At 73.9% G+C, this 14097-nt stretch carries 15 protein-coding genes and 1 riboswitch; of the genes, 3 read left to right on the top strand and 12 right to left on the bottom strand.

The window, feature by feature from the left end:
• Positions 1-154: 154 nt before the first annotated feature.
• Positions 155-982 (bottom strand): ABC transporter permease, encoded by an 828-nt coding sequence (locus tag ACK8GG_RS13280; protein WP_440349607.1) that lies wholly within the window; start codon positions 980-982, stop codon positions 155-157.
• Between the two features lie 85 nt (positions 983-1067).
• Positions 1068-2087: an ABC transporter substrate-binding protein gene (locus ACK8GG_RS13275; protein ID WP_440356419.1), complete on the bottom strand. Its 1020-nt coding sequence runs from the start codon at positions 2085-2087 to the stop codon at positions 1068-1070.
• 223 nt (positions 2088-2310) lie between these two features.
• On the opposite strand from ACK8GG_RS13275, the gene ACK8GG_RS13270 reads away from it, so the two are divergent.
• The gene (locus tag ACK8GG_RS13270; RefSeq protein WP_440356418.1) at positions 2311-3090 is read left to right on the top strand and encodes an ABC transporter ATP-binding protein; all 780 of its coding nucleotides are present in this window, start codon (positions 2311-2313) and stop codon (positions 3088-3090) included.
• Positions 3091-3106: 16 nt separating this feature from the next.
• The gene (locus ACK8GG_RS13265) at positions 3107-4084 is read left to right on the top strand and encodes an LLM class F420-dependent oxidoreductase (protein WP_440356417.1); all 978 of its coding nucleotides are present in this window, start codon (positions 3107-3109) and stop codon (positions 4082-4084) included.
• Here ACK8GG_RS13265 and ACK8GG_RS13260 read toward each other — a convergent pair.
• The 10 genes from ACK8GG_RS13260 to ACK8GG_RS13215 all read right to left on the bottom strand — a co-directional run bounded on the left by ACK8GG_RS13260 (position 4051) and on the right by ACK8GG_RS13215 (position 12819).
• Complete coding sequence (locus tag ACK8GG_RS13260; RefSeq protein ID WP_440349603.1) at positions 4051-5109, bottom strand: suppressor of fused domain protein; 1059 nt, start codon at positions 5107-5109, stop codon at positions 4051-4053. The genes ACK8GG_RS13265 and ACK8GG_RS13260 overlap by 34 nt on opposite strands.
• Positions 5110-5173: 64 nt before the next feature.
• Positions 5174-5962: a bifunctional hydroxymethylpyrimidine kinase/phosphomethylpyrimidine kinase gene (gene thiD / locus ACK8GG_RS13255; protein ID WP_440356416.1), complete on the bottom strand. Its 789-nt coding sequence runs from the start codon at positions 5960-5962 to the stop codon at positions 5174-5176.
• Entirely contained in the window at positions 5959-6573 is a 615-nt protein-coding gene (locus tag ACK8GG_RS13250) for a thiamine phosphate synthase (protein ID WP_440356415.1), read from the bottom strand. The genes thiD and ACK8GG_RS13250 overlap by 4 nt, the downstream gene beginning before the upstream one ends.
• Positions 6567-7328 (bottom strand): thiazole synthase, encoded by a 762-nt coding sequence (locus ACK8GG_RS13245; protein WP_440356414.1) that lies wholly within the window; start codon positions 7326-7328, stop codon positions 6567-6569. Before ACK8GG_RS13245 ends, ACK8GG_RS13250 begins: the two co-directional genes overlap by 7 nt.
• Positions 7329-7333: 5 nt before the next feature.
• Complete coding sequence (gene thiS, locus ACK8GG_RS13240; RefSeq protein ID WP_440356413.1) at positions 7334-7534, bottom strand: sulfur carrier protein ThiS; 201 nt, start codon at positions 7532-7534, stop codon at positions 7334-7336.
• Positions 7525-8604, bottom strand: a complete 1080-nt coding sequence (gene thiO, locus ACK8GG_RS13235; RefSeq protein WP_440356430.1) for a glycine oxidase ThiO — start codon at positions 8602-8604, stop codon at positions 7525-7527. Before thiO ends, thiS begins: the two co-directional genes overlap by 10 nt.
• 89 nt (positions 8605-8693) lie before the next feature.
• Entirely contained in the window at positions 8694-9317 is a 624-nt protein-coding gene (gene thiE, locus ACK8GG_RS13230) for a thiamine phosphate synthase (RefSeq protein ID WP_440352517.1), read from the bottom strand.
• Positions 9310-9420, bottom strand: a riboswitch (TPP riboswitch). Its footprint overlaps the gene before it by 8 nt.
• 71 nt (positions 9421-9491) lie before the next feature.
• A complete protein-coding gene (locus tag ACK8GG_RS13225; protein WP_440356429.1) occupies positions 9492-10436 on the bottom strand; it encodes an aldo/keto reductase in 945 nt (314 codons plus the stop codon).
• Positions 10437-10488: 52 nt separating this feature from the next.
• A complete protein-coding gene (locus ACK8GG_RS13220; RefSeq protein ID WP_440356412.1) occupies positions 10489-12168 on the bottom strand; it encodes an ATP-binding cassette domain-containing protein in 1680 nt (559 codons plus the stop codon).
• A gap of 42 nt (positions 12169-12210) precedes the next feature.
• Complete coding sequence (locus tag ACK8GG_RS13215; protein WP_440356411.1) at positions 12211-12819, bottom strand: class I SAM-dependent methyltransferase; 609 nt, start codon at positions 12817-12819, stop codon at positions 12211-12213.
• An 85-nt stretch (positions 12820-12904) separates the two neighbouring features.
• Between ACK8GG_RS13215 and ACK8GG_RS13210 the strand changes: the two genes are divergently transcribed.
• A complete protein-coding gene (locus ACK8GG_RS13210) occupies positions 12905-13909 on the top strand; it encodes a hypothetical protein (protein WP_440356410.1) in 1005 nt (334 codons plus the stop codon).
• The last annotated feature ends 188 nt before the right edge of the window (positions 13910-14097 follow it).

The following is a 14097-nucleotide window of genomic DNA, read 5'->3' as shown; positions in this document are numbered from 1 at the left end:
GGGGGGGGGGGGGGGGGGGGGGGGGGGGGGGGGGGGGGGGGGGGGGGGGGGGGGGGGGGGGGGGGGGGGGGGGGGGGCGGGGCCCCCCCCCCCCCCCCCCCCCCCACGCCCGGTGCGGCTCTGAGCTGCGGCCGCACCCGAATCCGGGCGAGGATCAGCGGGCGGAGGTCGTCTCCCGCACCCAGGGCAGGGCCAGCCGCTCGACGACCACCAGCAGGAAATAGAGCACGATGCTGATGATGCCGATCAGCAGGATCGCGGCCCAGACGAGGGTGCTCTGCCCCACGCCGGCCGCCGCCTGGATGAGATAGCCGAGGCCACCCTCACCGGCCTGGAACTCGCCGATCACCGCGCCGATCGCGGCGAGCGGCATCCCCACCTTCAGGCCCACGAAGATCTGCGGCACGGCCGCCGGCAGGCGCACCTTGCGGAAGGTCTGCCAGCGGGACGCATCCAGCGAGCGGGCCAGCTCGGCGAGGTCGGCGGGGGTGCCGGCGAGGCCGGTCGCGGTGGCCAGGACGATCGGAAAGAAGCAGAGCAGGAAGACCATCGTCAGGATCGGGGCCTGCCCCCACCCCATGGCGACCACGAGCAGCGGCCCGATGGTGATCTTCGGAACGGCGTTCACCGCCACCAGCAGCGGCATGAACATGCGCTCCAGCACGTGGGAGGCGGCGAGTCCGAGCCCGATCAGGGTGCCGAACGCGGCGGAGAGCAGGAAGCCGAGCACCACCTCCTGGGTGGTGACCGCGGCGTGCTCCAGCAGCCGGTCGGCCGACTTTCCGAACTCGGTCCAGACATCACCCGGCGGCGGCAGCACCAGCGGATGGATCAGTTGCAGGCTGGTGGCCAGCCACCAGGCGCCCAGCGCGATCAGCACACCGAGGATCGGCAGGCCGGCCGCGCGCAGTGCGGCGAGCAGGGGCGGTACGAGCCGCCGCCGCGCGGCCTCGGCCGGCGGTGCGGACCGGATCTGAGTCATGGCGTCCTCCTCGAGAACAGGCGCGAGACGACGGCGGGTGCGCAGACCGGCAACCGGTCCGCGCACCCGCCGCTGGTGAATCAGGTCAGGACTTCGGAGCCAGATCGAAGCTGATGATCTGCTCGGGCGTCATGCCGTCCGGGATCGCCCCGGAGCCCTGCAGGATGGCGATGCTGCGCGCCACCCGCTGCGCGTCCAGCGAGCCGAGCGTGACGCCGGCGTTGCTGGCCCGTACGTACGAGGCCATCAGCTCGAGTTCGGCGGTGGCCGAGTCGACGTTGACCGCCTCGCCGTTCTCGGCCAGGATCTCGGCGGCCTCGCGCGGGTTCTCCAGGCTGTACTCCAGCCCCTTGAGCAGCGCGCCGCTGAACGCCTTGACCATCTCCGGGTCTTCCTTGGCGATCTTGGTGGAGGTGATCAGCACGTTGCCGTAGAGGTCGGTCATCACGTCGCCGTACGGGAACATGACGGCCTTCTTCTCGGTCACCGCCTCGACGGTGGGCTTGCCGACGACGAACTGGCCGATGCCGTCCACCGAGCCGTTGGCGAGGGTGCCCATCAGGGTCTGGGCCTCGCCGTTTACCCAGGTGACCTTCGTCGCGTCGATGCCGGCCATCTTGGCGTACGTCGGGAAGAGGTTGCGCACGACCGACCCGGGGGTGTCGGCGAGCTTCTTGCCCTCCAGGTCCTGCGGGCGGGTGATGCCCTTGTCCTCGGTGGTGAAGATGGCGGCCATGGTGCGCTGCTGGATCGCGGCGACCACGGTGAAGTCCTTGGCCTGGCCGCCACCCATCTGCAGCAGGCCGCCGGTGAGGTCGATCGGGCCGAAGTCGGCCTGTCCGCCCACGACGGTCTGGATGACCCCGCCGGTGCCCTGGCCCTGCTTGATCTCCACATCGAGGCCGGCCTCGGCGAAGTAACCCTTCTCCTTGGCCAACCAGGCGTAGGCGTCGCGCCCGAAGTTGCCGAAGGAGGTCAGGTACGTGACCTTGCGCAGGCCCTCGCCATCGCCGCCGGTCTTCGAGTCGCTGCTGGTGCAGGCGCTCGCGAGGCCCATTGCGGTGGCCAGCAGCGCCACCGTCAGTGTGCGCGTGATCCTCTTCATCAACGCTTTCCTTTCAGCAGGGGGGTGCTGCGTTTCGGAACAGGCACGGCCCCCCGGGGGGTTGATCGGTCGTCGGCGACAGAGTAGGGGAAGCCCGGCGAGCCCGGCCTGTGGGGATTCACATCCGGGCAGGAAGGGGACTCTTCGCCTGGACTGGCATTGTGGGGCACGATACGGATAGCCTGGGAAATGCGAATGATCTTTCTCTGAGCGGACCAAGCACATGATCAGGCTCTCCGGCGTCTCCCGGACCTTCACCGGCCGCCACGGCACCCTCGAAGCGCTACGCGACATCAACCTCGATGTGGCCGAGGGCGAGTTCGTCGCCATCCTCGGCCGCTCCGGCTGCGGCAAGTCCACGCTGCTGCGGCTGATCGCCGGGTTGCTGCCGGTCAGCGCCGGTCAGATCACCGTCGACGACACCCCGGTCACCGGAGCCCGGCGCGACATCGCCATGCTCTTCCAGCGTCCCGCGCTGCTGCCCTGGCGGTCGGTGCTGGACAACGTCCTCCTGCCGACCGAGATCTTCGGCTGGAAGCGCAAGGAGCAGCGCGTACGCGCCCGGCAGCTGCTGGAGATGGCCGGGCTGGCCGGCTTCGAGAACCGGCGCCCGCACGAACTCTCCGGCGGCATGCAGCAGCGGGTCTCGCTCTGCCGGTCGCTGATCGGCAACCCGCGGGTGATGCTGATGGACGAGCCCTTCTCCGCCCTCGACGCGCTGACCCGCTCCGAGCTCGCCGGCGAGCTGCAGCGCATCCACATGGACAACGGCGCGACCGTCGTCTTCGTGACCCACTCGATCGACGAGGCGGTGCTGCTGGCCGACCGGGTGGTGGTGCTCAGCCCCCGCCCCGGCCGCATCCGCGAAATGCGCTCGATCGACATCCCGCGGCCCCGCACCCTGGGCCGCAACGACCACCTGGCGCAGGTGGCCCAGGTCAGCGCCGACCTGCACGAGCTGCTGATGACCAAGGAATCGCCGGACCCGGTGGCGACGGCCTGACCGCCAGGAGGCGAACGTGCGTACATCCATCTTCGTCGAGCCGCACCGCGGTGCCAGCTACGACGACCAGCTCCGCCTCGCTCACGCCGTCGAGGCGCTGGGCTTCGAAGGGCTGCTGCGCGCCGACCACTACCAGTCCATGGGGGACGTCGACGGCCTGCCCGGCCCGACGGACGCCTGGCTGACCCTGGCCGCGCTGTCCCGGGAGACCTCCCGGATCCGCCTCGGCACCCTGGTCACCTCGGCCACCTTCCGGCCTCCCGGCCCGCTGGCCATCATGGCCGCCCAGGTCGACCAGATGAGCGGCGGACGGCTGGACCTGGGCATCGGCGCCGGCTGGTACGAGCGCGAGCACCTCTCCTACGGCCTGCCGTTCCCCCCGACCGCCGAGCGTTTCGACCGGCTCGAGGAGCAGCTCGCCATCCTCACCGGCCTCTGGTCCACCCCGGTCGGGCAGACCTTCGACCACCAGGGCCGGTACTGGACCCTGACCGGCGCGCCGGCACTGCCCAAGCCGCTCCAGCAGCCCGGGCCACCGCTCATCGTCGGCGGCAAGGGCGCCCGGCGTACGCCGGAGCTGGCCGCCCGCTACGCGACCGAGTTCAACATGCCCTTCCGGAGCGTGACCGAGACGGCCCGGGCGTTCGAGCGGGTCCGCGCCGTCAGCGCCCAGTCCGGGCGGGCCGCTTCCGGACGGGCCCCGCTGGTCCTGTCGGCCGGCATCGTGGTGGCCATCGGCCGCACCGACGCCGAGGCGGCACGGCGGGCAGCGCCCCTGCACGCCAAGAGCGCCCTGCCGCCGGAGGAGCCGGTGGTGGGCTCCCCCGGCCTGCTGGTGGATCGCATCGCCGAGTTCGCCGGGATCGGCGCCGCGCGGGTGCACCTGCGCCTGAGCGACCTCACCGACCTCGACCAGCTGGAACTGATCGCCACCGAGGTCCTCCCGCACATCGCGGACCTTCAGCCCACCTCGGATACCACCTCGCCCGCCTGATCACGCGGCTGCTCGCCGACGATCTCCACGGTCAGGCCCGGCGCGGCGGCCAGCGGGTAGGTCCCGGCGGCCGACTCCAGCGCCTCGGTCAGTTCGGCGAGCGCCGCGGGCGGGAGCTCGACCGCGAGGATGGCGTTGCCCTCCTCGGTGACCGTGAACCGTTCGCCGCAGCGCAGACCGATCCCGCTCTCCTGGGAGCGCAGCAGCAGCCCGCGGCCGAAGGGCAGCCGGGCGGCGAGGACCCGCCCGATCCGCGGCGCCGGGATCGCGTCGAGCGTCAGCGTCGTCCGCGGCTGCCCGGCCGTGTCCCGCTCGACGCGCCAGCGCGCCTGCTCGACGAAGAGGAAGCCGGTGGAGGAGCCGTCCCGCCGGATCCCCTCCTCGATCGCCGCCGCGACCTGCGGGTGCCGCGTCAGTCCGTCCCGGTCGAGGTCGGTGACGAGCAACGGCAGGTACGGGGTCATGGCGGCGAGCAGCCGCTGGCTGTTCCAGCGCTCCACCACGGCGTACTCGTCGGTTGTCAGCCCGACCACCTGCAGGAACCGCAGCCGGCCGTGGGGGGTGTCGATCGGGTCGAGTTCGGGATCGTCGACGAAGGCGATGGCGCGGATCGCGGTGCCGGGCGCTTCCTGGCAGATCGGGCCGTTGATGTCCAGGTGATGGCCGGGGGCGAAGGCGTTTCCGGTGGTGAAGACGTACCGGGCGATGTTCTGCAGGAACCCCATCGCCCACATCGGCGGCTCGTCCTCGTCGTCGGCACGGGCCAGCCGGAACGTCAGCTCGAACCCCCAGCCCGACTCCTCCAGGTCCTCCGACTCCTTGGAGTACAGCTCCGACAGGCCGAACGTGACGATGTGCCAGTGGCCGGCGCGCGGATAGGCGCTGATGCCGTCGAGCGGGTCGTTGCCGCCCAGCCGCCACTTGACCAGCGTGCCGTAGTGGTGCGGTTCGACGCCCGGATAGAGCGCGTCGAGCTGCGCGGCGATGGCATCCCAGCCGGGCGCGGAATCCTCAGAGTCGATCATGACGGGTGACTGTACGGGACCGCCGCGCCGCGGGCGAGCACCGTGCGAGGACGCAGCAGCGCCGTCAGGACACCCGGACGAAGTGGTTCAGCGGCCCCCTGCCGGCACCGAGTGCCCAGTCCCGCCCGGCGGTCAGACCGGCGGCGACGTACCGCTTGGCCAGCGCGACTGCCTCGGGTACGGAGTCGCCCCGCGCCAGGCGTACCGCGATCGCCGCCGAGAACGAACACCCGGTGCCGTGCGTGTGCCGGGTCGGCACCCGCGCTCCCCGCAGGACGGTCGTCCCGTGCGGCCCGTGCAGCACGTCCACCGCGTCCGGTTCGCCGGGCAGATCCCCGCCGGTGACGACCACGTACGCCGGTCCGGCCGCCGCCAGCTGCGCCGCCGCCTGTGCCATCTCCTCGACGGTGCCGACCGGGCTGCCGAGGATCTCGGCGGCCTCGGCGACGTTCGGGGTGGCGACGAGGGCGTACGGCAGCAGCCGGGTCACCGCCTCGACCACCCCGAGCCGGTGCCCGCTGGTGGCGACCAGCACGGGGTCGACGACGAGGTTCGGCAGCAGTCCGGCGGCGGCCGCCCCGGCGATCGAGTCGGCGATCTTCGGTGAACCGAGCATGCCGGTCTTGACCGCCCGCACCCCGAAGTCGGCGGTCACCGACACCACCTGCGCCGTGACGATCTCCGGCGGCAGCGGGTGGACATCGTCCACGCCGAGGGTGTTCTGCGCCGTCACCGCCGTGATCGCGCAGGTGCCGTACGCGCCGAGCGCGGCGAAGGTCTTCAGGTCGGCCTGGATCCCGGCGCCGCAGCCGGAGTCGGAGCCGGCCACGGTCAGCACGACGGGCGGGGTCATACCGGCTCCTCCTGGGGCTGGGGCGGTGCGGTGGCAGCGGCGAGCAGGTCGGCCACGACAGCGGCCGGGTCGGGTGCGCGCATCACCGCGCCGAGCACGGCGACCCCCACGGCGCCGGCGGCCCGGACGGCCCGTACCTGGGCCGCCGACTCGACGCCGCCGAGGGCGAGCACCGGCACCGGGCTGAACCGGACAAGGTCACGCAGTCCGCGCAGGCGAAGCGGCGGGCCGTACCCGGGTTTGCTCGCGCTGGGCCAGACCGGCGAGACGGTGACGTAGTCCTCGCCGGTGATCCCGGCGAGTTCGGTCCGGTCGTGACAGGAGCGCCCGACCAGGGCGAGCCCCGGCGGCGGTGCAGCGGCGGCGGCGGGCAGGTGCACGGCCGCACCGCCGAGCGGGTCCGCCCCGGCGACGCTGAGGGTGCCGCCGACCCCGGCGAGCAGCTCACGCAGTTCGGCGGCGAGCCGCGCGCGGGCCGCCGCCGGCAGGTCCCGTTCCCGCAGCAGCACCCACCGCACACCGCCCGCCACCGCGGCGGCGATCACCGCCGGCAGCGGCCGCCGGGCCTGGTGCCGATCGGTGAGCACCAGCAGCGGCGCCGGCGTCACCACTGCGCCAGCCCTTCGTCGCCGGTGGAGGCGAGGGCGTGGTGGCGGCGGGCGATCCGGCCGGCGCCGGCGGCGAGCCGGCCCGCCTCCACGGCGTACCGCATGGCGGTGGCCATCCGCACCGGGTCGGCGGCCCGGGTGACGGCACTGGCGAGCAGCACCGCGTCGCAGCCGAGCTCCATCGCCAGCGCGGCGTCGGAGGCGGTGCCGATGCCCGCGTCGAGGATCACCGGGACGTCGACGGCGTCGCGGATCAGCCGGATGTGGTGCGGGTTGCCGATGCCGAGGCCGGAGCCGATCGGCGCGCCGGCCGGCATCACCGCGGCGCAGCCCAGATCGGCCAGGCGGCGGGCCAGCACCGGGTCGTCGCTGGTGTACGGCAGCACCGTGAACCCGGCGGCGACGAGTTCACCGGCGGCGATCAGGAGTTCGGCGCCGTCGGGCAGCAGTGTCCGCTCGTCGCCGATCACCTCGAGCTTGATCCAGTCGGTGCCGAACGCCTCCCGGGCCATCCGGGCGGTCCGGACCGCGTCGGCGGCGGTGTAGCAGCCGGCCGTGTTCGGCAGCACCCGCACACCGCAGCGGTCGAGCAGGTCGAGCAGCCCGCCGGGGGTGGCGCCGACCCGGCGCAGCGCCACGGTGACGAGTTCGGTGCCGCTGGCCCGGATCGCCTCCTCCAGCAGCTGGAGGTTCGTCGTGCCACCGGTGCCGAGGATCAGCCGGGAGGTGAGCTTCTCACCGCCGATGACCAAGGGCATCCCGCTCACCCGCCCTGCGCGGCGCTGAGCACCTCGACGCGGTCACCGGCCCGCAGGGTGGCCGCCGGCCAGCCGGTACGGGGCACCACCTCGCCGTTGACCGCCACCGCCACCCCCCGGTGGCCGGCGGAGAGCTCCTCGACCAGGTCGGCGACGGTGCTCCCGCCGGTGACCTCCCGCGGGTCGCCGTTGACCGTCACGTCCATGACTGCACCTTTCGGGTCTGCGACACCGCGAACCGGCCGGGCGTCACGCTGTCGGGCAGAGCGGCGCCGACGGTGATCCGGTCCCGGATCAGCTCGGCGGTGAGCGGGGTCAGCACGATGCCGTGCCGGTAGTGGCCGGTGGCGACCAGCACCCCGGGGCGGCCGGGCAGCTCGCCGATGAGCGGGCGGTTGTCCGGTGTGCCGGGACGCAGCCCCGCCGCGGTCTCGACCAGGTCGTACTCGGCCAGCTCCGGCACCAGGGCGGTGGCGGCGCGCAGCAGCCGCAGCACCGCCCCGGCGCTGACCCGGGTGTCGGCGTGCTCCTCGACCGTCGCGCCGACGACCACCTCGCCGTCGGCGCGGGGCACCAGGTAGACCGGTTCACCGTCGGCCTGCCCCCGGATCACGTGCCGCAGCGCGGGCGCCGCACCGGCGGGTGCGCGCAGCCGCAGGATCTCCCCCTTGACCGGGCGCACCGGCAGGCCGGTCAGCGCCCCGCTCGCCCAGCCGGCGGCGACCACCGTGGTGCCCGCACCAATCGTGTCGAGGTCGGTCACGGCGGAGGGGACGAGACGCACCCCGGCCCGGACGGCGGCCTCGCGCAGCGCCGTCACCAGCCGGCGCGGGTCGACCTGGTGGTCGTCGGGGAGCAGCGCGCTGGCGCCGATGCGCGGGGTCAGCGACGGCTCGGCGGCGCGCAGCGCTGCCGCGTCGAGCGGGGTGAGGGCCAGCCCCAGCTGACGCTGGTACGTCCAGAGCCGGCGGGCCGCGGCGGCGTCGTCACGGGTGAGCCCGACGACGAGGGTCCCCTCCCCGCGATGTCCGAGGTCGATGCCGCTGGCGGCGGTCAGTTCGGCGGCGAACGCGGGCCAGCGGGCTGCCGAGGCCACCAGCAGCCCGGTCAGCTCCTCCTCGCCGAAGTACGCCTCGGCGACCGGGGAGAGCATCCCGGCGGCGACCGCCCCGGCTCCCGAACCGGGCTGCGGATCGTGCAGAGTCACGGCCAGCCCCGCGGCGGCGCAACGCCAGGCGATCGCCAGCCCGATCGGCCCGCCCCCGATCACCGTCACCGGCTCCACGCCGTTCACCGCAGCGCCGTTCACCGCAGCGCCGTTCACCGCAGCGCCGTCGACCGCAGCGCCGTCTACTCCGGCGCCGTTCATCGCAGCGCCGCCAGCAGCCGGGTCGTCTCCCGCCCTGGGTCGTCGGCGTCGGCAAGAGCCGCGACGACGGCCACCCCGTACGCGCCGGCCGCCCGCAACGCGGCCACCCGCGCCACGGTGACCCCACCGATGGCGATCACGGGGACGTCGACAGCGGCGGCGACCGCGCGGATCCCGTCCGCGCCGATCGGCGGTGGAAGGCCCGGTTTGGTGGTGGTGGCGTGGCAGGGCCCGACCCCGAGGTAATCGGCGCCGGCGGCGACGGCCGACAGCGCGGTCCGGGGGTCGCGGGCGGTGGCGCCGAGCAGGGCAGCGGGCCCGAGCACCCGGCGCGCCGCCGCCACCGGCAGGTCGTCGGCGCCGACGTGGCCGCCGCGGATCCCGGCGGCGAGCGCGACGTGCAGCCGGTCGTTGACCAGGCAGGTCGCCCCGGCGTCGGCGCAGAGCGCGGCAGCGGCACAGGCCAGCCGGTACGCCTCGGCGTCACCCAGCCCACTCGTCGCCCGGACCTGCACGACAAGCTCCGGACCGCCCGCGTCGAGGGCGGCCCGCAGCACCGGCAGCGGGTCGCGCCCGCCACGGGTGTCGGTGATGAGGTGCAGACGTCCCAGTACGGGCACGGCGGAACTCCTCCCTGCGCCGGCATTACCCGGATCAGGTTCGACGGTCGGGGGCCGCAGCCCCCCTCTCAGCCCGGTACGCCGGACTCCCGTGGTTCAGTTGCCTGTCACCGTACGTGCCGCCGCCCGATCCGCCAAGGACCCGAGCCCGACGAATCAGGCGGCGACAGCGCCTCAGAGGAGGTCGTCGAGCGCGGCCAGGTCCTCGGCCGACGGTTCCCAGGTGCCGGCGGCGGCGTTCTCCTGGACCTGTTCGGCGCTGGTGGCGCCGGCGATCACCGAGGCAACCGCGGGCTGTGCCGCCAGGCCGCCGATGGCGACCTGAAGCATGCTCAGTCCCCGCTCGGCGGCGTACGCCTCGATCGCCTCGATGGTGTCCCACGGCGCGGCGGCGAGCCGTTCGGCGTACCGTCCGCCACCGGCGAGCCGGCTGCCCGCGGGCGGCGCCTGGTCGCGCTGGTACTTGCCGGTGAGCAGCCCGTTGGCGAGCGGGAAGAACGGCAGCAGCCCGAGCCCGAAGCGCTCGCAGGCCGGCACCACCTCCTCCTCGACCGCGCGCTCCAGCAGGCTGTAGCGGTTCTGGGCGCTGATGAACGGGGTGAGCCCACCGGCGCGTGCCGTCCAGTCGGCGTCGGCGATCTCCCAGCCGGCGAAGTTCGAGTTGCCCAGGTAGCGGACCTTGCCGGCCTGGACCAGGTCGTGCAGGGCGGCGAGCGTCTCGTCGATCGGGGTGCCCGGGTCCGGCTCGTGCATCTGGTACAGGTCGATGAAGTCGGTGTCGAGCCGCCGCAGGGACGCCTCGACGGCGCGCACGATGTAGCGCCGCGCGCCCCGCGCGCCGTGGTCCGGTCCGTTCATCCCGGACATGTTCATGCCGAACTTCGTCGCCACCACCACGTCGTCGCGACGCCCCTTGAGGGCGGCGCCGAGCAGCTCCTCGGAGCCGCCGTGCGGCTCGCCGTAGATGTCGGCGGTGTCGAAGAAGTTGATGCCGGCCTCCAGCGCGGCGTCGACCACCACGCGGGTGCCGTCGGCGTCCAGCTTGCGGCCGAAGTTGTTGCAGCCGATACCGACCACGGAGACCATCAGCCCCGAGTCGCCCAACCTTCGGTACGTCATCTCAGTCACGAGATCAACCTTAGGCCGCCCGGCGGTCGAGCGCCGCAGATGCTCAGCCGACGTCCCAGACCGGCTCGGGCGTCTCCACCACCTCGTTGTCGCCGCGGAAGAGCAGGAAACGGTCGAAGGAGCGGGTGAACCAGCGGTCGTGGGTGACCGCCACGACGGTGCCGGCGAACGCTGCCAGCCCCGCCTCCAGCGCCTCCGCCGAGGCCAGGTCGAGGTTGTCGGTCGGCTCGTCGAGCAGCAGCAGGGTGGCCCCCGACAGCTCCAGCAGCAGCACCAGGAAGCGTGCCTGCTGGCCGCCGGAGAGGCTGCCGAAGCGCTGATCGCCCTGCCGGGCCAGCTCGTAGCGGCTCAGCACGCCCATCGCCGCGTGCCGGTCCATGCCCGCGCGGTGCTCGTCGCCCCGCCAGAGGATCTCCACCAGTGTCCGGTCCGCAAGTTCCGGCCGGTCATGGGTCTGGGAGAAGTGGCCGGGGCGTACCCGGGCACCCAGCCGCGCCACCCCCTCGTGCGCGACCGGGGCGAGCGCCGCACCGGCGTCGACCGGGCCGTTCGCCGGGTCGGGATCGGTGCCACCGCGCGCCAGCAGTCGCAGGAAGTGCGACTTGCCGGTGCCGTTGGCGCCGAGGACGGCGACCCGGTCGCCGTACCAGATCTCCAGGTCGAAGGGGAAGGTCAGGTCGTCCAGGGCGAGCTGTTCGCAGATCACCGCCCGCTTGCCGGTCCGGCCGCCGGCGAGCCGCATCCGGATGTCCTGCTCCTTCGGCGGCAGCGGCGGCGGCCCGGCCTCCTCGAACTTGCGCAGCCGGGTCTTGGCGGCCTGGTACCGCGACGCCAGCCCGTCGTTGTACGCCGCCTTCTGCTTGTACATCAGCATCAGGTCGCGCAGCTTCTGGTGCTCCTCGTCCCAGCGCCGGCGCTGCTCCTCGAGCCGGTCGTGGCGGGCCACCCGCGCGGCGTGCCAGTCGGCGAAGCCACCCGGGTGCACCCAGGCGCTGCCACCCTCCACCGCGACCACCCGGTCGGCCGTCTGGGCGAGCAGTTCCCGGTCGTGCGAGACATAGAGGACCGACTTGGCCGATTCCCGCAGCCGCTGCTCCAGCCAGCGCTTGCCCGGCACGTCGAGGAAGTTGTCCGGCTCGTCGAGCAGCAGCACCTCGTCGCCACCGCGCAGCAGCAACTCCAGCGCGAAACGCTTCTGCTGACCACCGGAGAGGGTGCGCACCGGCCGGTCGCGGGTCGCCTCCCAGGGCAGCTCCAGCACGATGGTGGAGACGGTGTCGAATAGCACCTCGGCCTCGTAGCCGCCGGCCTCTCCCCAGGCGGCGAGCGCGTCGGCGTACGCCAGCTGTGATCTGCCGGCGGCGGTGCTGTACCTGCCGCGCAGCTCGGCGGCGTGCAGCGCGGCCTCGGCGCCGGCCAGGCGCGCGCCGGCCGCGGCCAGGGCCGGGGCGGCGAGCGTCAGCGCCAGGTCCCCGAGGGTGGTGTCGTCGCCGATCATGCCGATGAACTGGCGCATCACACCGAGGCCACCGGCCCGTGCGATCGCGCCCGTGGCGACCGGCAGGTCACCGGCGACCATCTTCAGCAGGGTCGTCTTGCCGGCCCCGTTCGGGCCGACCAGCGCCACCTTCGCCCCCTCACCGACTCGGAACGACACATCGGCGAAGAGTTCCCGGCCATCGGGCAGGACGTGCCCGACCCCTGCCACGTCCACATATCCCACAGCGGCAATGGTGCCCGAGTCGGCTGTGCCGACGCCACGGCTTTACGGGTGGGTGACCCGCAGCACCCGGTAGCCCTTCTGGCTGGCGTGCCGGTCGACCTGCCAGCCCTGCTCGACCAGCCAACGCGCCAGCGAGTCGCCGCCGAGGTGCCGGGCGACGACCAGCCAGGCCGTGCCACCGGGGGCGAGCCGGGGCAACCAGCGGGCGAGCAGTTCGTGCAGCTCGTCCTTGCCGATGCGGATCGGCGGGTTGGACCAGATCTGGGTGAAGCTCACCTCCCCCGGTACGTCGTCGGGCGCGCTGACCCGGACCCGCTCGGCCACCCCGCTGCGCTCGGCGTTGACGACGGTGAGCTGCCGCGCGCGGGCGTTGACGTCGACGGCCCAGACGGTGGCCGCCGGCGCCTCGGTGGCGAGCACGCAGGCAATCGGGCCGTAGCCGCAGCCGATGTCGAGCAGCGGCCCGGGCTCGGCGGCGTCGGGCAGGTCGGCCTTGCGCAGCAGCACCGCCGTTCCCGCGTCCAGCCGGGCGGCGGAGAAGACCCCGCCGGCGGAGCTGAAACGGTAGTCGCGCCCGGCCACGGAGAACTCGATCTCACGTCGCTGCTCGGCGGTGCTGGGCTCGGTGCTGAAGTAGTGGTCCCCGGTCACTGCCACATTCTCCCCCGCGCACCACCCGGCACGACAATTCCGCAGGTCAGTGACTCATTCACACGAATCAACTACCCTGTGCGACATGTACGGGCACCGGTCCGGTCGGGACCCGCGGAACGCGTCCGGGACGGCCGGGGAGGCAACCGCTTCGTCACCGCAGCCGCCTCCGGGCCCTTCGCCCGCCCGCTTCCCCACCCCGGAGCTGCACCGCGCGCAGCCCGGGCACCACACGCGTACCGCGCAGCCGGGCAACCCGCCGGCAGACCTGCCGCCGCCGCACCCCTTCGGGCACCGCCGTGGCGCCCGCCGGCCCGGCACCGGCGGGCAGGGGCGCCTGCTCGTCGGCGGACTCGCCGTCGTCCTGCTGCTGGTGGTCTCCGCCGTGGCCACCACCGTGCTGCTCAGCCGCGGTGCGGGGCCCGGCAGCGCGGACGAGCTGACGGCGCCGGTCGCCGCACCGAGCCCAAGCCCGAGCCCGAGCCCGACGCCGTCGGCCCGGTCCGCCCTGGCCGACCCGCTGGCCGCCCGGCTCGCCTCCCGCGACGCCGACCCGGCGCCGTTGACCGTCGCGGAGGTCTTCGGCGCCCCCGCCGTCGGGGCCGACTCCGGGACGGGGTACGAGGTGCTGCGCACTCAGCAGCGGCGCGACTGCGCGGCCGCGGCCACCGGAGAGATCGGCGACCTGCTCAACCGCTTCGGCTGCACCCAGGTCGTCCGGGCGACACTGCGCTCGGCGGACGGCGAGCGGCTCGCCACCGCGGGGCTGTTCAACCTCACCGACACCGCGGGCGCCGTCCGCGCCGACGAGCGCATCAAGGTGCTGCTGGGCGAGGGCCGCGGCCGGTTCCCGGGATTGCCGGCGGGCAGCCGGACCGAGGCGCTGACGGAGGCCGAGAGCCAGGTGAGCTGGCAGGCCGCCGGGCACTACCTGATCTACTGCGTGGTGGTCCGGGTGGACGGGCAGGCCGCCGCCGTCGACGACCCGCACGTACGAGCACTCCTCGCCGACCTGCTCGACGGGCATCTGCGCCAGGGAGTGCTGGCCGAACGGGCGGGCGGCGCCCCGGGCCCGGCCCGCACCGACTGACGCCCGAGCCGGCAAGGTCGTGCCACGGGGGCCAGGCCGAGGCCACGATGGCCAGGCCGAGGCCACGGGGGCCAGGCCGAGGCCACGATGGCCAGGCCGAGGAGCGTCAGGCCACGCGCGGAGGTCAGGCCACCGAGTTCGGGCGTACCGGGTCGGTCGCGCGGAGGTCAGGCAGCGGGCTCGGGCGT

It is taken from the genome of Melissospora conviva, assembly GCF_049523535.1.
Taxonomy (GTDB): domain Bacteria; phylum Actinomycetota; class Actinomycetes; order Mycobacteriales; family Micromonosporaceae; genus Melissospora; species Melissospora conviva.
The sequence above is the reverse complement of the archived record's forward strand: the minus strand, read 5'-3'. Positions and strand labels throughout refer to the sequence as shown.